Genomic DNA, 18,422 nt, shown 5'->3' with positions numbered 1-18,422 from the left:
TGATCGCTCTCCTAGTATTGCTAAGAGATTACCATTGTCCAGTCTGAGTTAATACACTTCGGGTACGTACATCTGTGGCGGCACTGGCCCACGTAGATAGTCTGGATTGTGAACCCGTTCTGGCAAGGTAATCACGGGATGATCAATTTCCTTATAGGGAATTTGATCAAGTAAGTGGGTGATGCAATTTAAGCGTGCTTTTTTCTTATCGTTTGCAGCCACAACCCACCATGGAGCCTCAGGGATGTGCGTGCGTTCCAACATCGTCTCTTTAGCTTTTGTATAAGCCTCCCATAAACGCCGAGCCTCTAAGTCCATAGGGCTTAACTTCCATTGCTTCAGTGGATCATGAATACGGACCATAAAGCGACTGAATTGCTCATCATCGGAGATCGAGAACCAATATTTGATCAGAATGACGCCTGAACTAATCATCATGCGCTCTAAATCAGGCACTGTTCTTAAAAACTCTTCATACTCATAGTCACTACAAAATCCCATGACTCGTTCAACACCGGCACGGTTATACCAACTACGATCAAATAAAACGATTTCTCCGCCTGCGGGCAGCAAAGAGATGTAGCGCTGAAAATACCATTGGGTTTTTTCACGATCGTTAGGAGCCGGTAATGCGACTACCTTACATACCCGTGGATTGAGTCTTTGGGTGATACGCTTAATAGCGCCCCCTTTACCGGCGGAGTCGCGACCTTCAAATAAAACGGCGACTTTGAGTTTGTTGGCAACCACCCAATCCTGTAGTTTGACTAGCTCACCTTGAAGGCGAAACAATTCTTTAAAATAGAGCTGACGGGACATAGTAGAGCCACTGCCATCTGGAGAGAGGCGATCATCATCGAGCTCCATCTCGAGCTCTTCATCCATGCTATCAAGAATATCCTCCCGGGCACGTTTGTACCATTCGGTGATCTCTTTATGTTTTGAAGTCATTTCATCTTCCATCGCAGCATCCTCTCTTTGTATCTCAAGGATATGACATTTTTATTAAAACTGCTCTTAAATAGCCTTTGCAATCGATTCTTGGCAGAAAGATGCTATTTTTTTACGATCGAGAGCCTCTCCTGCATCAAGAGCATACGTCGGTAATAAGGTCAAATGAGCCTGTAAGTCCTGAGTCGCAATGATATTGGCCATGGACTCCAATAAGCCCATTTCTCCAATAAACGCAGCAACTTCAGATCTGAGACCCGTCGATTTTGATTTGTATTGGATCACCATGGGAATAACGGGGACTTGAGAAATAACTGCTGATTCAAAGAGGTTGGGCTTAAAAGCTAAAACCTCCTTGCCGACGGTAGAGGTCCCTTCAGGAAAAATACAGATAGACTCCCGCTGAAGAACATCGGCCATCTGACTACCTGCCTGCTTTGCATGTCGCCCGCTATCTCTCTTAATAAAAACAGTCCCAAGCTGCACGGCCATCCAGCCAAAAATTGGCCATCCCCTCACCTCCGATTTAGCAACAAATCGAATGGGCTTTAATGCATTAATAGCGTGAATATCCAACCAAGAGATATGATTTGAGGCAAGTAAATAAGGAGGATCTATCAGCTGTTTTTCATTGTGGATAAAAAGCTCTATGCTCAAAATCGCCAATAAACGATAAGACCACTTTTGAATTTTTAGGTCCTTTTGACGACGGCTCAATAAAGGACAAACAAAGCAGAGTGTGCACACACCACACAAAACATGCACTGCAAGTAATGCCCATATCCAAAATTGCTTCACTTGGGAATGCGTCTTTAGATGTGAGTTGGGGGAAGATGAGCTCATTAGTAGCCACTAATATAAAACAAGTCATGAAATTGACTTAAAAATGTCATGAGGCCTACATATAGGATGTGTTTAATAGACTCTCATGACGCATTACAGAGCGATTTGGATTTCAGATGTACACCTGGGAACAACAGGGTGTCAGGCTAACTACCTGCTTGATTTTTTAAAACACAATGAAGCGGACACATTTTATCTAGTCGGCGACATTATTGATGGATGGCGACTTAAACAAACATTCTATTGGCCGCAGTCACACAATGATGTTGTCCAAAAGCTTCTTCGTAAAGCACGAAAAGGAACTGAAGTTATTTATGTCCCTGGAAACCATGACGAAAGTGCGAGGCAGTACTTTGGTATGTCCTTTGGGGATATTACGGTAGTAGAAGAAGTAATTCACACCACTTTAGATGGGCGCAGGCTTTGGGTCACCCACGGTGATCTATTTGATGGCGTAATGCAATACGCCAAATGGTTGGCTTATGTAGGCGATTCTCTATACACGTTCATCCTTTATATCAACCGCTACTTCAATATGGCTCGGGTCAAGATGGGGCTGCAATATTGGTCCCTCTCTCAATACCTAAAGCACCAAGTAAAAAATGCTGTGAGTTATATCGCTGATTTTGAGCACATTATGGCCAGAGAGGCCCGTCTTCGCGATTGTGATGGCGTGGTCTGCGGTCACATACACAAAGCTGAAATTCGAGAAATTGATGGCCTGCTCTATTGCAATGATGGTGATTGGGTCGAAAGTCTCTCTGCGCTAGTAGAGACTACTAGTGGCGAACTGAAGCTGATCTATTGGACGCACATTCAAGGTGATCCAGTAGAGGTAACTGAGATGACTTCTCCAATCAATATTCCAACACTCATACCAGAGGCCGCTATATGAAAATTATGATCATTACCGATGCATGGGACCCCCAAGTAAACGGTGTTGTACGAACTCTTAAACAAACTTGTGCAGAATTACTATCTATGGGGCATGAGGTAGAAATGATTACGCCAAATGACTTCACTACCATCCCCTGCCCTACCTATCCCGATATTTCACTTTCCATCCTTCCTGGAAGGCTGGTTTCTAAAAAAATAAAGGCTTTTGCACCAGATGCAATTCATATTGCCACTGAAGGCCCTTTGGGTCTATCTGCGCGCTCCTATGCGGTTAAGCATCGGCTGCCCTTTTCTACCGCTTATCACACCCGCTTTCCAGAGTATGTCAAAGCGCGTATTGGCATTCCCCTGGCCTGGACCTACACATTTCTTCGCTGGTTTCATGGTCCCTCGATGGCAGTCATGGCTCCAACTATCGTTGTCAAAAAAGATTTAGAGACGTACGGTTTCAAAAATGTCGTTTTATGGTCTCGCGGTGTTGATTTGACTATTTTTAAAATGCAAGAATCCAAAGTCCTCAATACAGCACACCCTATCTTTTTATATGTTGGTCGCGTAGCAATAGAAAAAAATATTAACGCCTTTTTAGAAATTGATCTTCCTGGGTCTAAGTGGGTGGTGGGCGATGGTCCCGCTATGGCTAGTATTCAAGAGAAATACCCCAATATTAATTACCTGGGTGTTTTGCAACAAGAAGCGTTGGCAAAAGTGTATGCAGCAGCAGATGTATTTGTATTTCCTAGTAAGACAGATACCTTTGGTTTAGTTCTGCTAGAAGCGATGGCCTGTGGCACCCCAGTTGCAGCCTATCCAGTAACAGGCCCTATTGATGTTCTTGGTAAATCACCTGCTGGAGCAATGCATGAAGATTTGCGAATAGCTTGTATGCAGGCATTAAAAATTCCACGCGAAGTTGCTAGAGCCCATGCTGAAAAATTCTCCTGGAGAGCGGCCTCAGAGCAATTTGCAAAGCATCTCAAGCCGGTTTCATCAACAGCAGTCTATCAAACCGCTATAGCGTAAAGGATTCATTGTGAGCACCCCCTATCACATTGATCAAAATCCCCATAAGGGTAACCGTGGGCTCACCAGAGCCTGGCATGCCGCTAAAAATTCTTGGTGCGGCATTGTTTATGCCTTTAAAGAAGAAAGTGCTTTTAGGCAAGAATTAATGCTGCTGCTACTACTGGCACCGATCGCATTATTCATGCCGGTAAGCCCACTAGAAAAAGCCATTCTGATCTCATCATTAGTGATGGTGCTCGTAGTTGAGCTTCTAAACTCGAGTGTTGAAGCCGCTATAGATCGTATTTCTTTTGAGCATCACGATCTTTCTAAAAGAGCAAAAGATTTTGGCTCTGCTGCAGTAATGCTCACTCTTTTTATTTCAGCACTTCTGTGGCTCACGATTAGCTTTCCCGTTGTCATCCACTCGTAATAAAAAACTTTTACGATTCATTCAGTTACTACAAGGTTAATTCATGGCAGATCTTCCAAACCCGTTTTCTCCATTTGATATTTTGAGCTCCCGTTTTGAGAGAAAACCTAAAGAGCCAAAAAAAATAAAGACGGGCGTCATCAAGAAGCTATTTTCTAAGAAGCTTGCTAAAAAATTATTTGGTAAGAAATTTGCAATACGCACTAGATCAGAGCTAATGGGTCAAGAATTCCTAACAACAGCAAAGGGAATAGAAAAAAGTACAGACAAAGGAGTAGCTGCAAAGTCAAAGCGCCCAACATTAAAAATCTCCTGGGCAACAAGTCTATCAGAGGTCAAAGAGGCGCAGCGCTTACGCTATAAGATATTTGCTGAAGAGATGGGTGCAAATCTTCCAAAGAATGTCGAAGGTTTGGATATTGATGATTTTGATGCCTATTGTGACCATCTCTTGATTCGTGATGAAGAAACCCTGAAGGTCGTTGGCACTTACCGCGTTCTTCCTCCACATAAAGCCCAAGAAATTGGTCGCCTCTACTCGGATTCTGAGTTTGATCTGACTCGCCTTAATCACCTTCGCCCGAAAATGGTCGAATTGGGTAGATCCTGCGTGCATATGGACTACCGCTCAGGAGCAGTCATCATGGCCCTATGGAGCGGCCTCGCGCAGTACATGCAAAAACATCATTATGAAATCATGCTTGGCTGTGCCAGCATACCGATGGCGGATGGCGGTCACTTTGCAGCCAGCTTTTTTAATTCGCTAAGCAGCGAGCAAATGGCACCAGTTGAAAATCATGCCTTTCCTCGCTTACCGCTTCCATTAGAGCGACTCAATGGTGGCTTAGATGTTGAGCCACCTCCATTAATTAAGGGCTACCTCAAGTTAGGCGCCAAGATCTGCAGTGCCCCTGCATGGGATACCGAATTTAATACTGCAGACGTCTTGACTATGCTCAGACTCTCGGAGATAAACCCCCGCTATGCAAAGCACTTTTTAGGAACTGAGGTGTAGGCTATATCAGGCTAATTTTATAAGGACGGCCGACACGCTCCCATTCGGCTGCCTCTTTTAACAAGCTAAATTCAGTCAAGGGATGTTCATTCGCCCATTCCTTGGACAAGCTCACTCCATAAACACCCTCATGTTCCGAAAGCTTCACCTTAGGTAAATTAGCGTCGCTGCGACCACGACATAGGACTTGAGCCAGTCTTAAACAAAAAAGCATCCGCCAATCCTGAAAGCCTGCATTATGCGCAAGCTTGCCTAATTTACCAGCATGCCCGATGAGCAATGCAGCAAGTCTGGCCTGATCATTTTTGGAGAAACCCGGCATATCCGCATTTCCAGCAATATAGGCAGAGTGTTTGTGATAACCGTTATGAGAAATTGATAAACCGATTTCATGTAAGTTGGCTGCCCACTGAAGTAATGCAATATTGTCATCCCTACTCTCAACATCTGGCTTAGGAAGCTGACTTAAAAATTCTGCGGCCAATTCACTGACGCGTTTTGCTTGTTCTCGGTCTACTGCATAACGCTGCATAAATTGCTCTACCGTTACATAGCGCATATCGTCATGCTGTGATCGACCCAGTAAGTCATAAAGAACGCCGATACGCAAAGCAGCATCAGTTACCTCCATGCTATCAATACCGAGCTCATCAAAAACAGCGATCATGATCGCAAGGCCACCAGGCCAAACAATTCTGCGATCATCCTTTAGGCCTGGCAACTCGACTTGGCTTACATGGTCATACTTGAGGAGATGTTTTTTCATCGCTCGCAAGCCCTCGCGAGTGATCAACCCGCCAGAACCATTGACTCGACCCATAGTTAAGCCGTCATCAAGCTGACCATTAAAGTTATTCTCCTCGATCAAATCTGCCAGCGCACGTGCCGTGCCAGATGACCCGATAACCTGTTTCCAGCCGCTTTTGAGGTAGGCCCCTGAGATAACCTGAATCTCCCGTCTTGCTGCTAGCTCGGCCTCTCTAAATGCAGGAGGATCAATATTGCCTTTGGGGAAGAATTGCAAACTATGAGAAACGCAGCCGATATATAGACTTTCTAATAGCTTGGGCTCGTAACCCTTACCAATGATCAGCTCTGTTGAACCACCGCCAATATCCACCACCAAACGATTACCCTGAACTGAGGGCACCTCATGGGCGGCGCCAATATAGATCAGGCGCGCCTCCTCGACGCCTGCAATCACCTCAATTGGAAAGCCTAAGGCTGCCTCAGCATCCCGAATAAATTGAGGAGCATTCTTAGCCACTCGGAGGGTATTGGTTGCTACTGCCCTCACTCTAGCAGGATCAAACCCCCGAATACGCTCACCAAAACGACGAATCGCCGTCAGACCACGTAAATAGGCTTCACTTCCTAATATTTTGTTGTCTGTGAGACCAGCTGCCAATCGAACAGATTCACGTAAAGTATCAATCGGCCGAAGCTGGGTGCCTGAAGGGGTGTTAACCACCTGAGCTACGAGCATCCTAAAGCTATTTGAGCCCAAGTCAACTGCCGCAACTAGGTCTGAGTAGTCCTCACCGGAGGCATCTTTAAATAGGGTCAAGGCATTTCCAAGGGGAAGAGGTAAAAGGCTAATGGAGAGATTCTATTTTATGCAATAACCGTAACTTATCCACCAATAAATCGGCAAATCTCAGAACAAAACACTAAGACGCCAGGTTTTGCTCAGGATTGGAACAAGTGAGGCTACCGTAGCTGCAAAAAATGCAGCAGTCGCCTGAATCAGTCTTTAATAGAGTGGCACAGGATGGGCAACGATAAAACTGCTGAGAAAGACCCTCTTGCACCTCTAACATTTGGGTTTCTTGACAGCATGGGCAAGTAATAAGGGAGTAATGTTTTTCGATCAATACATTCATCATCGAATCCTAATCCAAGAATATGACAATTGAATGTCTACCCTCAAATACGCTGACTTTAAAATGTCATATTAGATTGATATGGTCTGAGTATTCATTTAAAAGCATTAACTTAAGGATATTCACTAAATGAGCAAATACCACTATGAAGATGCGGTAGTGCAGCTTCAAGAATCTGGATCTATCAGCTTGCTTGATTTTAAAAAATTGCCTTACGAGGATCTTGTTGAGCTACTAGAAGAAATTAAGGTGTGGTGTTTATATGCAAACGGAGAGCTAGATAAGCTCCCAAAAGAATCTAAGAAGAAGAAAGCGAAGAAAAAGGATAAGAAGGAATAACTAGCAATAAACAAGGAGCAAGGAATAAGAAACAAGAAACAGTATTGAGCTAAAAGGGTTTGCTCTAGCTTGCAATCCGCTCTTTTGGAAAACGCAGTATGAAGGTGCTACCAATGCCAGGAGTGCTCTCAATAATCAATTGAGCTTGATGACGATTAGCAATATGCTTCACAATTGCCAAACCCAAACCCGTACCGCCAGTATCTCGAGATCGACTACGATCAACTCGATAGAATCGCTCTGTTAGGCGGGATAAATGCTCGGAAGCAATACCTGGACCCGTATCTGTCACCGAAAAGTCACCCTGACCTTCTGCATTGACAGACCACTTAGCGCTAACCGACCCAACATCAGGCGTGTATCGAACCGCATTGGATACTAAATTACTAAATGCCGAAAGAATTTCTCGTTCATCCCCCATTAAATTTTGAGCACTCTCTAGATCAAAGTGAAAGGTATGGTGGCCTTGTGAAAGTGCCTCAGCATCATTTTTTAATAAAGCCATCACCGCCTCTAGCTTGATAGTCTGCATAGGCGCTGGCAAGGTATTAGCTTCCAAATTAGCAAGCGTCAATAAATCCTCTACCAAGCTTTTCATCCGCTGTGCCTGCGACATCATCAACTCACAGTACTGATCACGCTGAGACTTATCCAGATCGATCGACTGCATCGTCTCCAAGAACCCCATCAACACGGTGATTGGGGTTCTCATTTCATGGGAAACATTGGCTACGAAATCTCGACGCATAGCATCTGCTTTTTGTAAATCCGTTACATCCTGCACTAATAAAAGGTGGCGCTTATCTCCAAATGAAAATGTTTGCAACAGCAAGCTTAAGTTTGCCGCTGGACCCATGCGCTCTAGCAATAAAGGTGCTTCAAAATGGCGCTTGTTGAGATACTGAATAAACTCTGGGCGACGCAATAAGAAGTTAATTCTTTGCATTGCATCACGCCTAAATTTCAATCCAAAAAAGCGTTCTGCAATGGCGTTACACCACTCAATCTGATCCTGATCATCTAGCATCACGATGCCATTAGGCGACGCTTGAAAGGCCTCTATAAAACGGGCATGCTGCTGCTCTACTGTTCTTATTTCTTGTTTTAAGCTCTTTACTAAGCGCTGTAGCCGAAAGAAAACCTCTTCCCAAAAGCCACTAGCCAGTGGCATAGTGTCAACCGTATCTTGCAAGATGTGCTTTTTAAGCCTAGCTAGATTGATATATGAATAAATCAAAGGAATTGCCAAGATAGCAATCCCAGCGGCAATAGCCCAGTTGCCACCCCAATTAGACTGAACAATGTAGGAAGCTATAAACGCCAAACCAACGAGGGTTATAAACCGAGTAAAAATAGATAACATACCGCAATCTTAGAGCATTCGAGATTCGCAGTTAAAAAATGCAGTAAGTTAGTGAATCAAGACCTAGATTTGGGTAGGAATCTTAGTAATGCGGTAGCCACTTCCACGCACCGTCTCAATAAAACGATCGCTGTCAGTGGGGGCTAATGCGGCTCGCAGTCTTTTAATATGAACATCGATCGTACGCTCTTCGATATAGACCTCGTTACCCCAAACCTTATCCAGTAGACTGGCTCTAGAGTGAACTCTTTCGGGATTTGACATCAAGAACTGAAGAAGCCGGTACTCCGTTGGGCCCAAGGAAACGGACGTGGGATCACAATGCGGGATCACAACAGTAACGCGGTGAGATGAAGGATCCAATCTCAAGGGGCCGACTGATAATGGGCCAGAGCCCGCTTCCTCGATGGGAAGCTGACGCCTCAAAATGGCCCTCACCCGCGCTACAAGCTCTTTGGGAGAAAAGGGCTTGGTAACGTAATCATCTGCACCAGAATCTAGACCTAACACTTTATCTGCTTCATCACTTTTGGCGGTTAGCATCAAAATAGGCAGACTTCTAAAGCGTTCATTTGCACGCAGCTCTCTAGCGAATTGAACTCCGGACTTACCAGGTAACATCCAATCCAGAATCAATAGACTAGGCAATGACTCTTGCATCATTTTCAGAGCAACTTCGGTTTGAAGCGCCTTCTCAACCTGATAGCCTGCATGGCTCAAGTTAATAGAGATCAGTTCAGCAATTGATGGCTCATCCTCTACTACTAAAATACGCTGAGCAATTTCCATACTTAGGGCTTATTGGCCTCACGTACTAATTCTTCACGAGGCATATGCCGCACATCAGATCCCTTAGCAACATATATTACAAACTCTGCAATATTTTTTGCGTGATCACCAATGCGTTCGATGGCTTTTGCTATCGTTAACATATCTAAACCAGCCGTAATCGTATGTGGGTCTTCCATCATGTAGGTGATTAGCTTACGAACAAAGGCCCTAAACTCCTCATCAATCTGACGATCCTCCTCTACTACCTCAGCTGCAGCAATCGTATCTAAACGTGCAAAAGCATCTAAACTTCGGCGTAATAGAGAAATTGCCATCTGACCAGATAGGCGAATCTCTGCAACATTAATATTGTGTGCTGTGCCAGACTCAATCAACCGTTTAGTCCGCTTTGCTACACGCTCAGCCTCATCACCAGCACGCTCCAGATTGGTAATCGCTTTTGAAACCGCCATCACCAAACGCAAGTCACGGGCAGTAGGTTGGCGGCGAGCAATCAACTCAGTACAAGCGGAGTCAATCTGAATTTCTAGATCATTTACTAACTTTTCATTTTGAATGACGAGGTTACAGGTCTCAACATCCATTTGCGTAAAAGCGCGCATCGCATTTGAGATCTGAGACTCTACTAGCCCACCCATTTCTAATAGGCGACTGGAAAGTGAATTTAAATCAGCGTCAAATTGTGACGAAAGGTGCTTATCTGGCATTTATTTCTCCAATTAACCGAAACGGCCGGTAATGTAATCTTCGGTTTCTTTACGCTGTGGTTTGATGAAAATTTCATCTGTCTTACCGAACTCCACTAAATTACCCAGATACATATAGGCCGTGTAATCTGAAACGCGGGCTGCCTGCTGCATATTATGGGTCACAATCGCAATCGTGTACTCATGCTTGAGCTCATTAATCAATTCCTCAATTTTGCCGGTAGAGATAGGATCCAATGCTGAAGTTGGCTCATCTAACAACATCACCGAGGGCTTAACGGCAACGCTACGAGCAATACATAAACGCTGTTGCTGGCCACCCGATAGGGATAGACCACTTTGATTGAGTTTATCTTTAGCCTCGTTCCACAGAGCAGCCTTATTTAAGGCCCACTCTACTCGCTCATCCATTTCAGAGCGTGAAAGCTTTTCATATAAGCGCACCCCAAAGGCAATATTTTCATAAATGGACATTGGGAAAGGAGTCGGTTTTTGAAAAACCATTCCAATTCGAGATCGGAGTAAATTTAAATCTTGCCCTGATTCGAGAATATTTTGACCGTAAAAATTGATCTCGCCTTCTGCGCGCTGCCCAGGATAAAGGTCATACATTCGATTGAATGTCCGAAGTAGAGTCGACTTGCCGCAACCAGAGGGGCCAATAAACGCAGTAACTTTACCCTGCTCAATATTGAGATTAATATCTTTTAGACCTTGAAATGACCCATAAAAGAAATTCAGGTTTCGCACTTCAAGGGCATTAACAGCCACTTGAGGAGCGGCTTGATTGCCATTTGAATCCACGCCAGCTTCCTGACTATCAGACTGCCTTAAATCAAACATTGTTTTCATATTACTCATCCTTGAACCTTCTGACGAAACACTACGCGAGCCAATATATTGAGACCCAGAACTGCAAAGGTAATTAAAAGGGCACCGCCCCAAGCCAACTCAACCCAGTTATCGTAAGGACTCATCGCAAATTGGAAGATCACTACTGGTAAGTTGGCCATGGGCGCATTCATATTAGTAGAGAAGAATTGGTTATTCAGTGCCGTAAATAGCAAGGGCGCTGTTTCGCCACTCACCCGAGCAAGGGATAACAAAATACCGGTCATCACGCCACTTTGGGCTGCCCTCAAGGTGATCATAAAAGCCACCTTCCATTTAGGCGTACCTAAAGCATAGGCTGCCTCACGCAAACTTCCCGGCACCAAGCGCAACATGTTTTCGGTAGTGCGAACCACTACGGGAATAGCAATCAAAGCCAGGGCAATAGTTCCCGCCCACCCAGAAAAATGCCTCACTTGAGCCACTACAAGCGCGTATACAAATAGGCCAATAACAATAGATGGGGCCGACAACATAATGTCAGTAACAAATCGGGTAATGGCAGCAATTTTGCTACGATCCCCATATTCGGAAAGATACAAGCCAGCCAATACTCCAATTGGAGTACTGATTAAGGTACAGCATCCAACCATCATCAAGCTACCAACAATAGCATTGGCGAGGCCGCCACCTTCTGATCCAGGGGCTGGCGTGCTTTGCGTGAAGAGGCTAAGACCTAAAGCAGAAAATCCCTTAAAAAACAATACAGAAAGAATCCACATTAAAAAAATCATACCCAGAGTCATCGCAATGGTGGATAAGGTCAGGCCAATCCTATTTTTACGCTTACGTCTTGCAAAAATACTGGGGTCAATATTAGAAAAATTGTTCATGTTTTTAGCCCCTGCTTTTTCTCCATACTACTTAGCATCCACTTAGCGCAGGCTAAGACGATAAAAGTAATCATGAAAAGCGCTAAACCCAGTGCAAACAGGGATGACAAATGGTTGCCTGCCTCCGCTTCACCAAATTCATTAGCAAGCGTCGAGGCAATCGAAGTGCCAGGCGCAAACAATGAAGGAGAAAGTCGATGGGCATTGCCAATCACAAAAGTAACTGCCATAGTTTCACCAAGCGCTCGACCAAGACCCAACATCACTCCGCCTATAACGCCTGCCTTGGTGTACGGAAGCACGACATTTTTAACCACTTCCCAAGTAGTGCAACCAATACCATAAGCCGATTCCTTTAGAACCGGTGGAACGATCTCAAATACATCACGCATCACTGACGCAATAAAGGGCAGGATCATCATGGCTAAGATCAATCCAGCACACAAGATACCGATACCATTAAAAGCACCAGAGAATAAAATGCCAAAGCCCGGAATCTGCCCTAAAGTGGCTGCCAATGCTGGCTGAATATAGTCGGCAAATAATGGGGCGAAGATGAATAAGCCAAACATGCCATAAATGATCGATGGGACAGCGGCCAATAACTCTACCGCCGTACCTAAGGGTCTACGCAAAGGGGATGGGCAAAGCTCAGTTAAAAATACAGCAATCCCAAAACTTAATGGAACGGCAATCAGCAAAGCAATCAAAGAGGTGACTAAGGTGCCGTAGATTGCAATTAATCCACCAAACTCACCATTCACAATGTCCCACTCTTGGGTGAAGAAAAAGCCAATCCCAAAAGTACTCAGTGCAGGCCAAGCATTGCCAACCAAAGACACCATAATTCCTACTAAGGCAATTAAGACTGATAAGGCAAAAAATTGAGTGATCCGATGAAACAAAAAATCCTGTACGCGCTGTAACTTTGCAATACGCAAAGCTTGCGGTGTTGGTGCTGAATGAGACTGAGTTAATTCCATCATCAATACACTTATTAAATATTGAAACAGCCCCACAATAAGTGGAGCTGTTTTACATCGATCGCTAAAGTAGACTCTTGGTCTATTTTACTTAGTTACTACCTTTGTAAATACATTCTTACGGATGAAGTCTGTAGTCGCATCTGGCATCGCAACATAATCGAGCTCTTCAGCCATTTTCTTGCCATCCTTGAACGCAAAGTCGAAAAACTTCAGAACTTCAGCAACGTTTGCCTTATTTTCTGGGGACTTGTAAATCAAGATGAATGAAGCGCCAGTGATTGGCCATGATTTAGCACCAGGACTATTAGTAATAAATGTACCCATACCTGGAACCTTGGACCAATCAGTACTAGCCGCGGCCGCTGCAAATGTAAGGTCGTCTGGCTGAACAAATTGTTCGTCCTTATTTTTCAAAGATACGCTGGTCATTTTATTTTTCTTAGCGTAAGCATACTCAACGTAACCAATGGCCCCTTTAACGCGCAGTACGTTTGCTGCTACACCCTCATTACCCTTACCACCTACTGAGGATACGGCTGGCCACTTTACTGCAGCGCCTTCCCCAACAGAATCTTTCCAGTTCTGGCTGACTTTAGCTAAGTAGTTAGTAAAAATAGCAGTCGTACCAGATCCATCGGCGCGATGCACTACGGTAATTGGCAAGTCAGGCATTTTCATGCCTGGGTTGTTCAAGACAACTCGTCTGTCATTCCAGTTAGTGATAGTGCCCTGGAAAATATCTGACAAGGTATCTGGTGAAAGTTTGAGTTCGTAAGCCTTTACGCCCTCTACGTTAATTACGGGCACTACACCGCCAATAATCGCTGGAAATTGAACTAGACCATCTTTTTCTAGATCTTCAAATTTCACTGGATTATCAGTTGCACCAAAATCCACTGTTTTAGCTTTAATTTGCTTGATACCACCAGAGGATCCGATGGATTGATAGTTCAGGTTATTGCCTGTCTTCGCTTTATAAGCCTCAGCCCATTTAGCATAAATTGGGTATGGGAAAGTTGCGCCTGCGCCAGTCATATCTAATGCAAAAGCAGCTGGAGCAATTGAAATCGCGCTGATCACAAGCGCTGTTTTCAAAAAAGATTTCATATGGATCTGTCCTCAGATAAATACCGCAACATTGCGATAACTGAACAATACGGGCTCTCTATGACGCTTTTATGACAGTCGCTTAAAAACCAATACTTACCAATAAAAACAATGGCTTATGAAGTGGGTATTAGGGCAGCAATACTTTTAGCAGCGCGCATAGCAACTTCGCCATCTTGAGCCTCAACCATCACTCGCAAGAGGGGCTCCGTCCCAGATGCCCGAATTAATACCCTACCCTTACCCTCTAGGTCTTTCTCAACCTGCTTTATCTGAGTTTGAAGGGCTTCGTCTGATTTCCAGTTGTAAGCAACCTTAAAGCGAATATTGAGCAATACCTGCGGAAAGATCTGGACAGTGTCGAGTAGCTGCGCCAGACTCTGTTTGTTGTGGCTCATCGCCGCCAAAACCTGCAGCGCAGCGATGGTGCCATCACCAGTCGAATGCTGATCTAAGCAAAGTAGATGACCAGAACCTTCGCCACCTAATATCCAGCCTCTTTGCTTAAGTAATTCTAGGACATAGCGGTCGCCGACATTAGCACGCTCAAATTCAATACCCAGGTCTTTAATGGCATTTTCTATGGCCAAGTTGGTCATCAAGGTGCCCACAACACCCCCTAAAGCCTGCCCTCTGGCAATACGATCTTTAGTGAGGACGTAAAGTAATTCATCACCGTTGAAAAGTTGCCCAGTAGCATCGACCATTTGCAGGCGGTCTGCATCACCGTCCAGAGCAATACCCAGATCGGCACCCACTTCTTTGACCTTGGCAACTAAAGCCGCTGGCGCAGTAGCGCCACACCCATCGTTAATATTGCGCCCGTTCGGGCTCACCCCGATAGAAATTACCTCAGCCCCCAACTCATGAAATACATGTGGGGCGGTGTGATAAGCAGCGCCGTTGGCGCAGTCAACAACCAATTTCATTCCCTTGAGATTTAACTCGCCCGGAAAGCTAGACTTACAAAACTCAATATAACGCCCTGCTGCATCGTCAAGACGAAAGGCCTTGCCTAATTCTTCAGAGCTAACGCATCCCATCGGCAGCGCTAATTCAGCTTCAATCGCTAACTCAAAGTCGTCCGAGAGTTTGTCGCCCTTCGCAGAAAAGAACTTGATACCGTTATCTTGATATGGGTTGTGAGATGCAGAAATCACTAGACCTGCAGAGAGCCGTAAAGCCTTAGTGAGGTAAGCAACGCCCGGAGTCGGAATAGGGCCACAAAGCATGACATCAACACCAGCCGCTGCAAAACCCGCCTCCAAGGAGGCCTCCAACAAATAGCCTGATACCCGCGTGTCTTTACCAATCAAAATCTTACAGCGCTCTCCTGGTTTGGCAGCACGGGTTAATACTTTGCCAGCAGCATACCCAAGGCGCGTCATAAATTCAGGAACAATCGGAAATTGCCCTACTTCACCGCGAATGCCATCTGTACCAAAGTATTGTTTTTTCATGGAGTTAATTATAAAACTTACTGACATCAAAGTTCGCAGATGCGTCAGCCCTAGTCTTGAACCGCCTCCCAGAGCTTGAGTGCATCTACTGTCTCCTGTACATCGTGCACTCGGATAATGCGGGCACCTCGATCTGCCGCAAGAATGGCCGCAGCAATGCTAGGGGCAACTCTTTCGCTTGTGTCGCGACCCGTCAACTTACCCAACATTGACTTCCGAGAAATCCCTGCTAAAACGGAATAAGTTAATTGCGAGAATTGCTCAAAGTGAGCAAGCATCTGTAGATTATGCTCAAGGCTCTTACCAAATCCAAAGCCCGGATCAATAACAATGCTGTTAGGGGCTACGCCTTTTTCTACCAAGTAGGCTGCACGTTGATTCAGAAATGACTTCACATCAGCGATGACGTCTTGATAATGCGGATCAAATTGCATTGTTTGTGGGTCACGCTGCATATGCATCAAAATAACACCGCATGGTTGGCCAGCCCTGTTTTCTAAAATGGCATCCACAGCACCCTCTTGTCTTAGGGCCCAAACATCATTTACGCAGTCAACGCCGAGCTTTAGGGCTTGGCGCATTGTTTCTGCTTTGTAGGTATCAATCGACAGTGCAACACCACAATTTTTTAGCGCCTCAATTACCGGCAAGACACGGTCCAATTCTTCCTGCAAGGAAACGGGCTCAGCACCTGGTCGAGTAGACTCACCGCCGATATCAATGATGTCTGCCCCGCTAGCAATCATGCGCTCCGCTTGGGCTATCGCGTCAGTCGCGCTACGAAACTGACCGCCATCCGAGAATGAATCGGGAGTAGCGTTCAAGATACCCATGACTAAGGGTCGCCTACGCTTGCTAAAGTCAAAAAGAAAATGCCCGCAACGCCATGTTGCGGGCAAAGTTTTATGCATCATCTACTAAGTGAGTTTGCTTATCAAAAACTAAGCAGTTGCTGGCGTACTACCAGCTGCAGGTCCTGGTGTACCTGCAGAGTTTCCAAAGGTAGTAGCGGGCGGTAGCTTCGGAGTACGTGGTGGACGGCCTTCCATGATGTCTGTAATCTGCTCAGCATCAATAGTCTCCATCTCTAGCAAAGCGGCAACCATAGCTTCAACCTTGTCACGGTTTTGCTCCAGAATAGATCTGGCCAAAGCGTACTGACTATCAACTAATGCTCGTATTTCTGCATCTACTTTTTGTTGAGTCAACTCAGAAACAGTCTTTGAGCTTTGACGACCGAACATACTCTCAGATTCTGTATCAACATAGACCATTGTGCCCAAGCTATCGCTCATACCGTAACGAGTCACCATATCCCGCGCCATTTTGGTGGCACGTTCAAAGTCATTAGAGGCGCCCGTACTCATGGAGTTCAAAAATACTTCTTCTGCTGCGCGACCACCAAATAGAATCGCCAACTCTTCCATCATGCGGTCTTTGTATAGGTTCACTCGATCAAACTCAGGCAACTGCCAAGTCACACCCAGAGCCATGCCACGGGGCATGATAGTAACCTTATGGACAGGGTCAGCCTTTGGCAATGACTTAGCCACCACTGCATGCCCGGACTCGTGATAAGCCGTATTGCGACGCTCTTCCTCGCGCATGACTGCAGACTTACGCTCAGGACCCATGTAGATCTTATCTTTAGCGTCCTCAAAGTCCTTCATGTCTACCGCGCGTTTATTACGACGGGCTGCAAACAATGCAGATTCATTTACCAAGTTCGCCAAATCCGCCCCTGAAAATCCAGGTGTACCACGCGCTAATACAGCAGCGTTCACGTCTGGATCAATGGGAACTTTACGCATATGCACTTGCAAAATTTGTTCACGGCCACGAATATCTGGCAAGCCGACATGGACCTGGCGATCGAAACGTCCTGGACGTAACAAGGCGCGATCCAATACATCAGAGCGGTTCGTTGCAGCAACAACGATGACGCCGCTATTGCTTTCAAAGCCATCCATCTCCACCAACATCTGATTCAATGTTTGCTCACGCTCATCGTTACCGCCACCCATACCGGCACCACGATGACGACCCACAGCATCAATCTCATCAATAAAGATGATGCAAGGAGAATTCTTCTTAGCGTTCTCAAACATGTCACGCACGCGAGATGCGCCAACGCCCACGAACATTTCAACAAAGTCAGAACCTGAGATAGCAAAGAAAGGGACTTTTGCTTCACCAGCAATAGCGCGCGCTATTAAAGTCTTACCTGTACCAGGAGGGCCAACGAGCAAAATGCCGTGTGGAATACGACCACCCAGCTTCTGAAATTTCTGAGGATCCTTGAGGAAGTCCACAATCTCGAAGACTTCTTCCTTGGCTTCATCGCAACCTGCCACATCCGCAAAAGTCACGGTGTTACTGTTTTCGTCGATCAAGCGCGCCTTGGATTTACCAAACGAGAATGCACCACCCTTACCACCACCCTGCATTTGACGCATCATGAAAAACCAAAAACCAATGATCAATAAAGTAGGTCCAAGGTAATACAAAGCAGAAACCAATAAATTAGGTTCGTCATCAGCTTTGCCGGTAACTTGCACGCCGTACTTCATCAGATCGCCAACCATCCAAATGTCGCCTGGCGTAATGATCGAATACTTGCTGCCGTCGTTCGGAGTCACTTGCAAGGTACGCCCTTGCACGTCAACGCGCCTGACTTTGCCAGCCTTAGCATCGTCCATAAATTGGGAATACGTGACCTGATTCTGTTCCCTAGGCTTGTCGAACTGTTTAAAAACAGTAAACAAGACTAAGCCCACAATGAGCCACACACCGATTTTTTGCAACATATTGCTATTCAAAAGGAGACCTTTGCCGGATTAATCCGGGAGTTAAAGCGGATTGCTATATATAAGTATTTGATTCTACTACCAGGCTTTTTCAAGTGCTAGACGGGGTT

General features: G+C 45.3%; 19 protein-coding genes. 5 read left to right on the top strand and 14 right to left on the bottom strand.

Annotation, left to right across the window (positions count from 1 at the left end):
* Nucleotides 1–48: 48 nt before the first annotated feature.
* Both ppk2 and QUD86_RS03580 read right to left on the bottom strand, forming a co-directional pair.
* Nucleotides 49–963, bottom strand: a complete 915-nt coding sequence (gene ppk2 / locus QUD86_RS03585) for a polyphosphate kinase 2 (protein WP_502928882.1) — start codon at nucleotides 961–963, stop codon at nucleotides 49–51.
* Between the two features lie 54 nt (nucleotides 964–1,017).
* Entirely contained in the window at nucleotides 1,018–1,794 is a 777-nt protein-coding gene (locus tag QUD86_RS03580; protein WP_286298203.1) for a lysophospholipid acyltransferase family protein, read from the bottom strand.
* Between the two features lie 85 nt (nucleotides 1,795–1,879).
* On the opposite strand from QUD86_RS03580, the gene QUD86_RS03575 reads away from it, so the two are divergent.
* From QUD86_RS03575 to QUD86_RS03560, 4 genes are read left to right on the top strand one after another with little or no spacing between them, the layout of a single operon-like run.
* On the top strand, nucleotides 1,880–2,689 hold the full coding sequence (locus tag QUD86_RS03575) for a UDP-2,3-diacylglucosamine diphosphatase (protein WP_286298202.1): 810 nt from the start codon (nucleotides 1,880–1,882) through the stop codon (nucleotides 2,687–2,689).
* Nucleotides 2,686–3,714 carry a glycosyltransferase family 4 protein gene (locus QUD86_RS03570; RefSeq protein WP_286298201.1) on the top strand — a complete coding sequence of 343 codons (1,029 nt, stop codon included), beginning with the start codon at nucleotides 2,686–2,688 and terminating at the stop codon, nucleotides 3,712–3,714. The genes QUD86_RS03575 and QUD86_RS03570 overlap by 4 nt, the downstream gene beginning before the upstream one ends.
* Before the next feature lie 10 nt (nucleotides 3,715–3,724).
* Nucleotides 3,725–4,129, top strand: a complete 405-nt coding sequence (locus QUD86_RS03565; protein ID WP_286298200.1) for a diacylglycerol kinase — start codon at nucleotides 3,725–3,727, stop codon at nucleotides 4,127–4,129.
* A 43-nt stretch (nucleotides 4,130–4,172) separates the two neighbouring features.
* Nucleotides 4,173–5,144, top strand: coding sequence for a GNAT family N-acetyltransferase (locus tag QUD86_RS03560; RefSeq protein WP_286298199.1), 972 nt, complete (start codon nucleotides 4,173–4,175; stop codon nucleotides 5,142–5,144).
* Between the two features lies 1 nt (nucleotide 5,145).
* On the opposite strand, the gene QUD86_RS03555 is transcribed toward QUD86_RS03560, so the two are convergent.
* Nucleotides 5,146–6,630: a Ppx/GppA phosphatase family protein gene (locus tag QUD86_RS03555; protein ID WP_286298638.1), complete on the bottom strand. Its 1,485-nt coding sequence runs from the start codon at nucleotides 6,628–6,630 to the stop codon at nucleotides 5,146–5,148.
* Nucleotides 6,631–6,814: 184 nt separating this feature from the next.
* Complete coding sequence (locus QUD86_RS03550) at nucleotides 6,815–7,027, bottom strand: GDCCVxC domain-containing (seleno)protein (protein WP_286298636.1); 213 nt, start codon at nucleotides 7,025–7,027, stop codon at nucleotides 6,815–6,817.
* 129 nt (nucleotides 7,028–7,156) lie between these two features.
* Here QUD86_RS03550 and QUD86_RS03545 point away from each other — a divergent pair, with 129 nt between their 5' ends.
* Nucleotides 7,157–7,366, top strand: coding sequence for a hypothetical protein (locus tag QUD86_RS03545; RefSeq protein WP_286298198.1), 210 nt, complete (start codon nucleotides 7,157–7,159; stop codon nucleotides 7,364–7,366).
* 64 nt (nucleotides 7,367–7,430) lie between these two features.
* On the opposite strand, the gene phoR is transcribed toward QUD86_RS03545, so the two are convergent.
* The 10 genes from phoR to ftsH all read right to left on the bottom strand — a co-directional run bounded on the left by phoR (nucleotide 7,431) and on the right by ftsH (nucleotide 18,324).
* Nucleotides 7,431–8,729 (bottom strand): phosphate regulon sensor histidine kinase PhoR, encoded by a 1,299-nt coding sequence (phoR, locus tag QUD86_RS03540; protein WP_286298196.1) that lies wholly within the window; start codon nucleotides 8,727–8,729, stop codon nucleotides 7,431–7,433.
* Between the two features lie 63 nt (nucleotides 8,730–8,792).
* Nucleotides 8,793–9,512 carry a phosphate regulon transcriptional regulator PhoB gene (gene phoB, locus QUD86_RS03535; RefSeq protein WP_286298634.1) on the bottom strand — a complete coding sequence of 240 codons (720 nt, stop codon included), beginning with the start codon at nucleotides 9,510–9,512 and terminating at the stop codon, nucleotides 8,793–8,795.
* Nucleotides 9,513–9,520: 8 nt separating this feature from the next.
* A complete protein-coding gene (gene phoU / locus QUD86_RS03530) occupies nucleotides 9,521–10,228 on the bottom strand; it encodes a phosphate signaling complex protein PhoU (RefSeq protein ID WP_286298195.1) in 708 nt (235 codons plus the stop codon).
* Between the two features lie 12 nt (nucleotides 10,229–10,240).
* The gene (gene pstB, locus QUD86_RS03525) at nucleotides 10,241–11,080 is read right to left on the bottom strand and encodes a phosphate ABC transporter ATP-binding protein PstB (protein WP_286298194.1); all 840 of its coding nucleotides are present in this window, start codon (nucleotides 11,078–11,080) and stop codon (nucleotides 10,241–10,243) included.
* A gap of 5 nt (nucleotides 11,081–11,085) precedes the next feature.
* Nucleotides 11,086–11,952 carry a phosphate ABC transporter permease PstA gene (gene pstA / locus QUD86_RS03520; RefSeq protein ID WP_286298192.1) on the bottom strand — a complete coding sequence of 289 codons (867 nt, stop codon included), beginning with the start codon at nucleotides 11,950–11,952 and terminating at the stop codon, nucleotides 11,086–11,088.
* Nucleotides 11,949–12,935: a phosphate ABC transporter permease subunit PstC gene (gene pstC / locus QUD86_RS03515; RefSeq protein ID WP_286298631.1), complete on the bottom strand. Its 987-nt coding sequence runs from the start codon at nucleotides 12,933–12,935 to the stop codon at nucleotides 11,949–11,951. Before pstC ends, pstA begins: the two co-directional genes overlap by 4 nt.
* Nucleotides 12,936–13,022: 87 nt before the next feature.
* The gene (gene pstS / locus QUD86_RS03510) at nucleotides 13,023–14,045 is read right to left on the bottom strand and encodes a phosphate ABC transporter substrate-binding protein PstS (RefSeq protein WP_286298191.1); all 1,023 of its coding nucleotides are present in this window, start codon (nucleotides 14,043–14,045) and stop codon (nucleotides 13,023–13,025) included.
* A 116-nt stretch (nucleotides 14,046–14,161) separates the two neighbouring features.
* Nucleotides 14,162–15,505, bottom strand: a complete 1,344-nt coding sequence (gene glmM, locus QUD86_RS03505; RefSeq protein ID WP_286298189.1) for a phosphoglucosamine mutase — start codon at nucleotides 15,503–15,505, stop codon at nucleotides 14,162–14,164.
* 50 nt (nucleotides 15,506–15,555) lie between these two features.
* The gene (gene folP / locus QUD86_RS03500; RefSeq protein ID WP_502928881.1) at nucleotides 15,556–16,419 is read right to left on the bottom strand and encodes a dihydropteroate synthase; all 864 of its coding nucleotides are present in this window, start codon (nucleotides 16,417–16,419) and stop codon (nucleotides 15,556–15,558) included.
* Between the two features lie 27 nt (nucleotides 16,420–16,446).
* Nucleotides 16,447–18,324 carry an ATP-dependent zinc metalloprotease FtsH gene (gene ftsH, locus QUD86_RS03495; protein WP_286298187.1) on the bottom strand — a complete coding sequence of 626 codons (1,878 nt, stop codon included), beginning with the start codon at nucleotides 18,322–18,324 and terminating at the stop codon, nucleotides 16,447–16,449.
* Nucleotides 18,325–18,422 lie beyond the last annotated feature (98 nt).

Origin of the sequence: Polynucleobacter sp. TUM22923 (assembly GCF_030295705.1) — a bacterium.
Taxonomy (GTDB): Bacteria; Pseudomonadota; Gammaproteobacteria; order Burkholderiales; family Burkholderiaceae; genus Polynucleobacter.
Note: the sequence above shows the minus strand (reverse complement) of the source record. Positions and strands in the feature narration are given on the sequence as shown.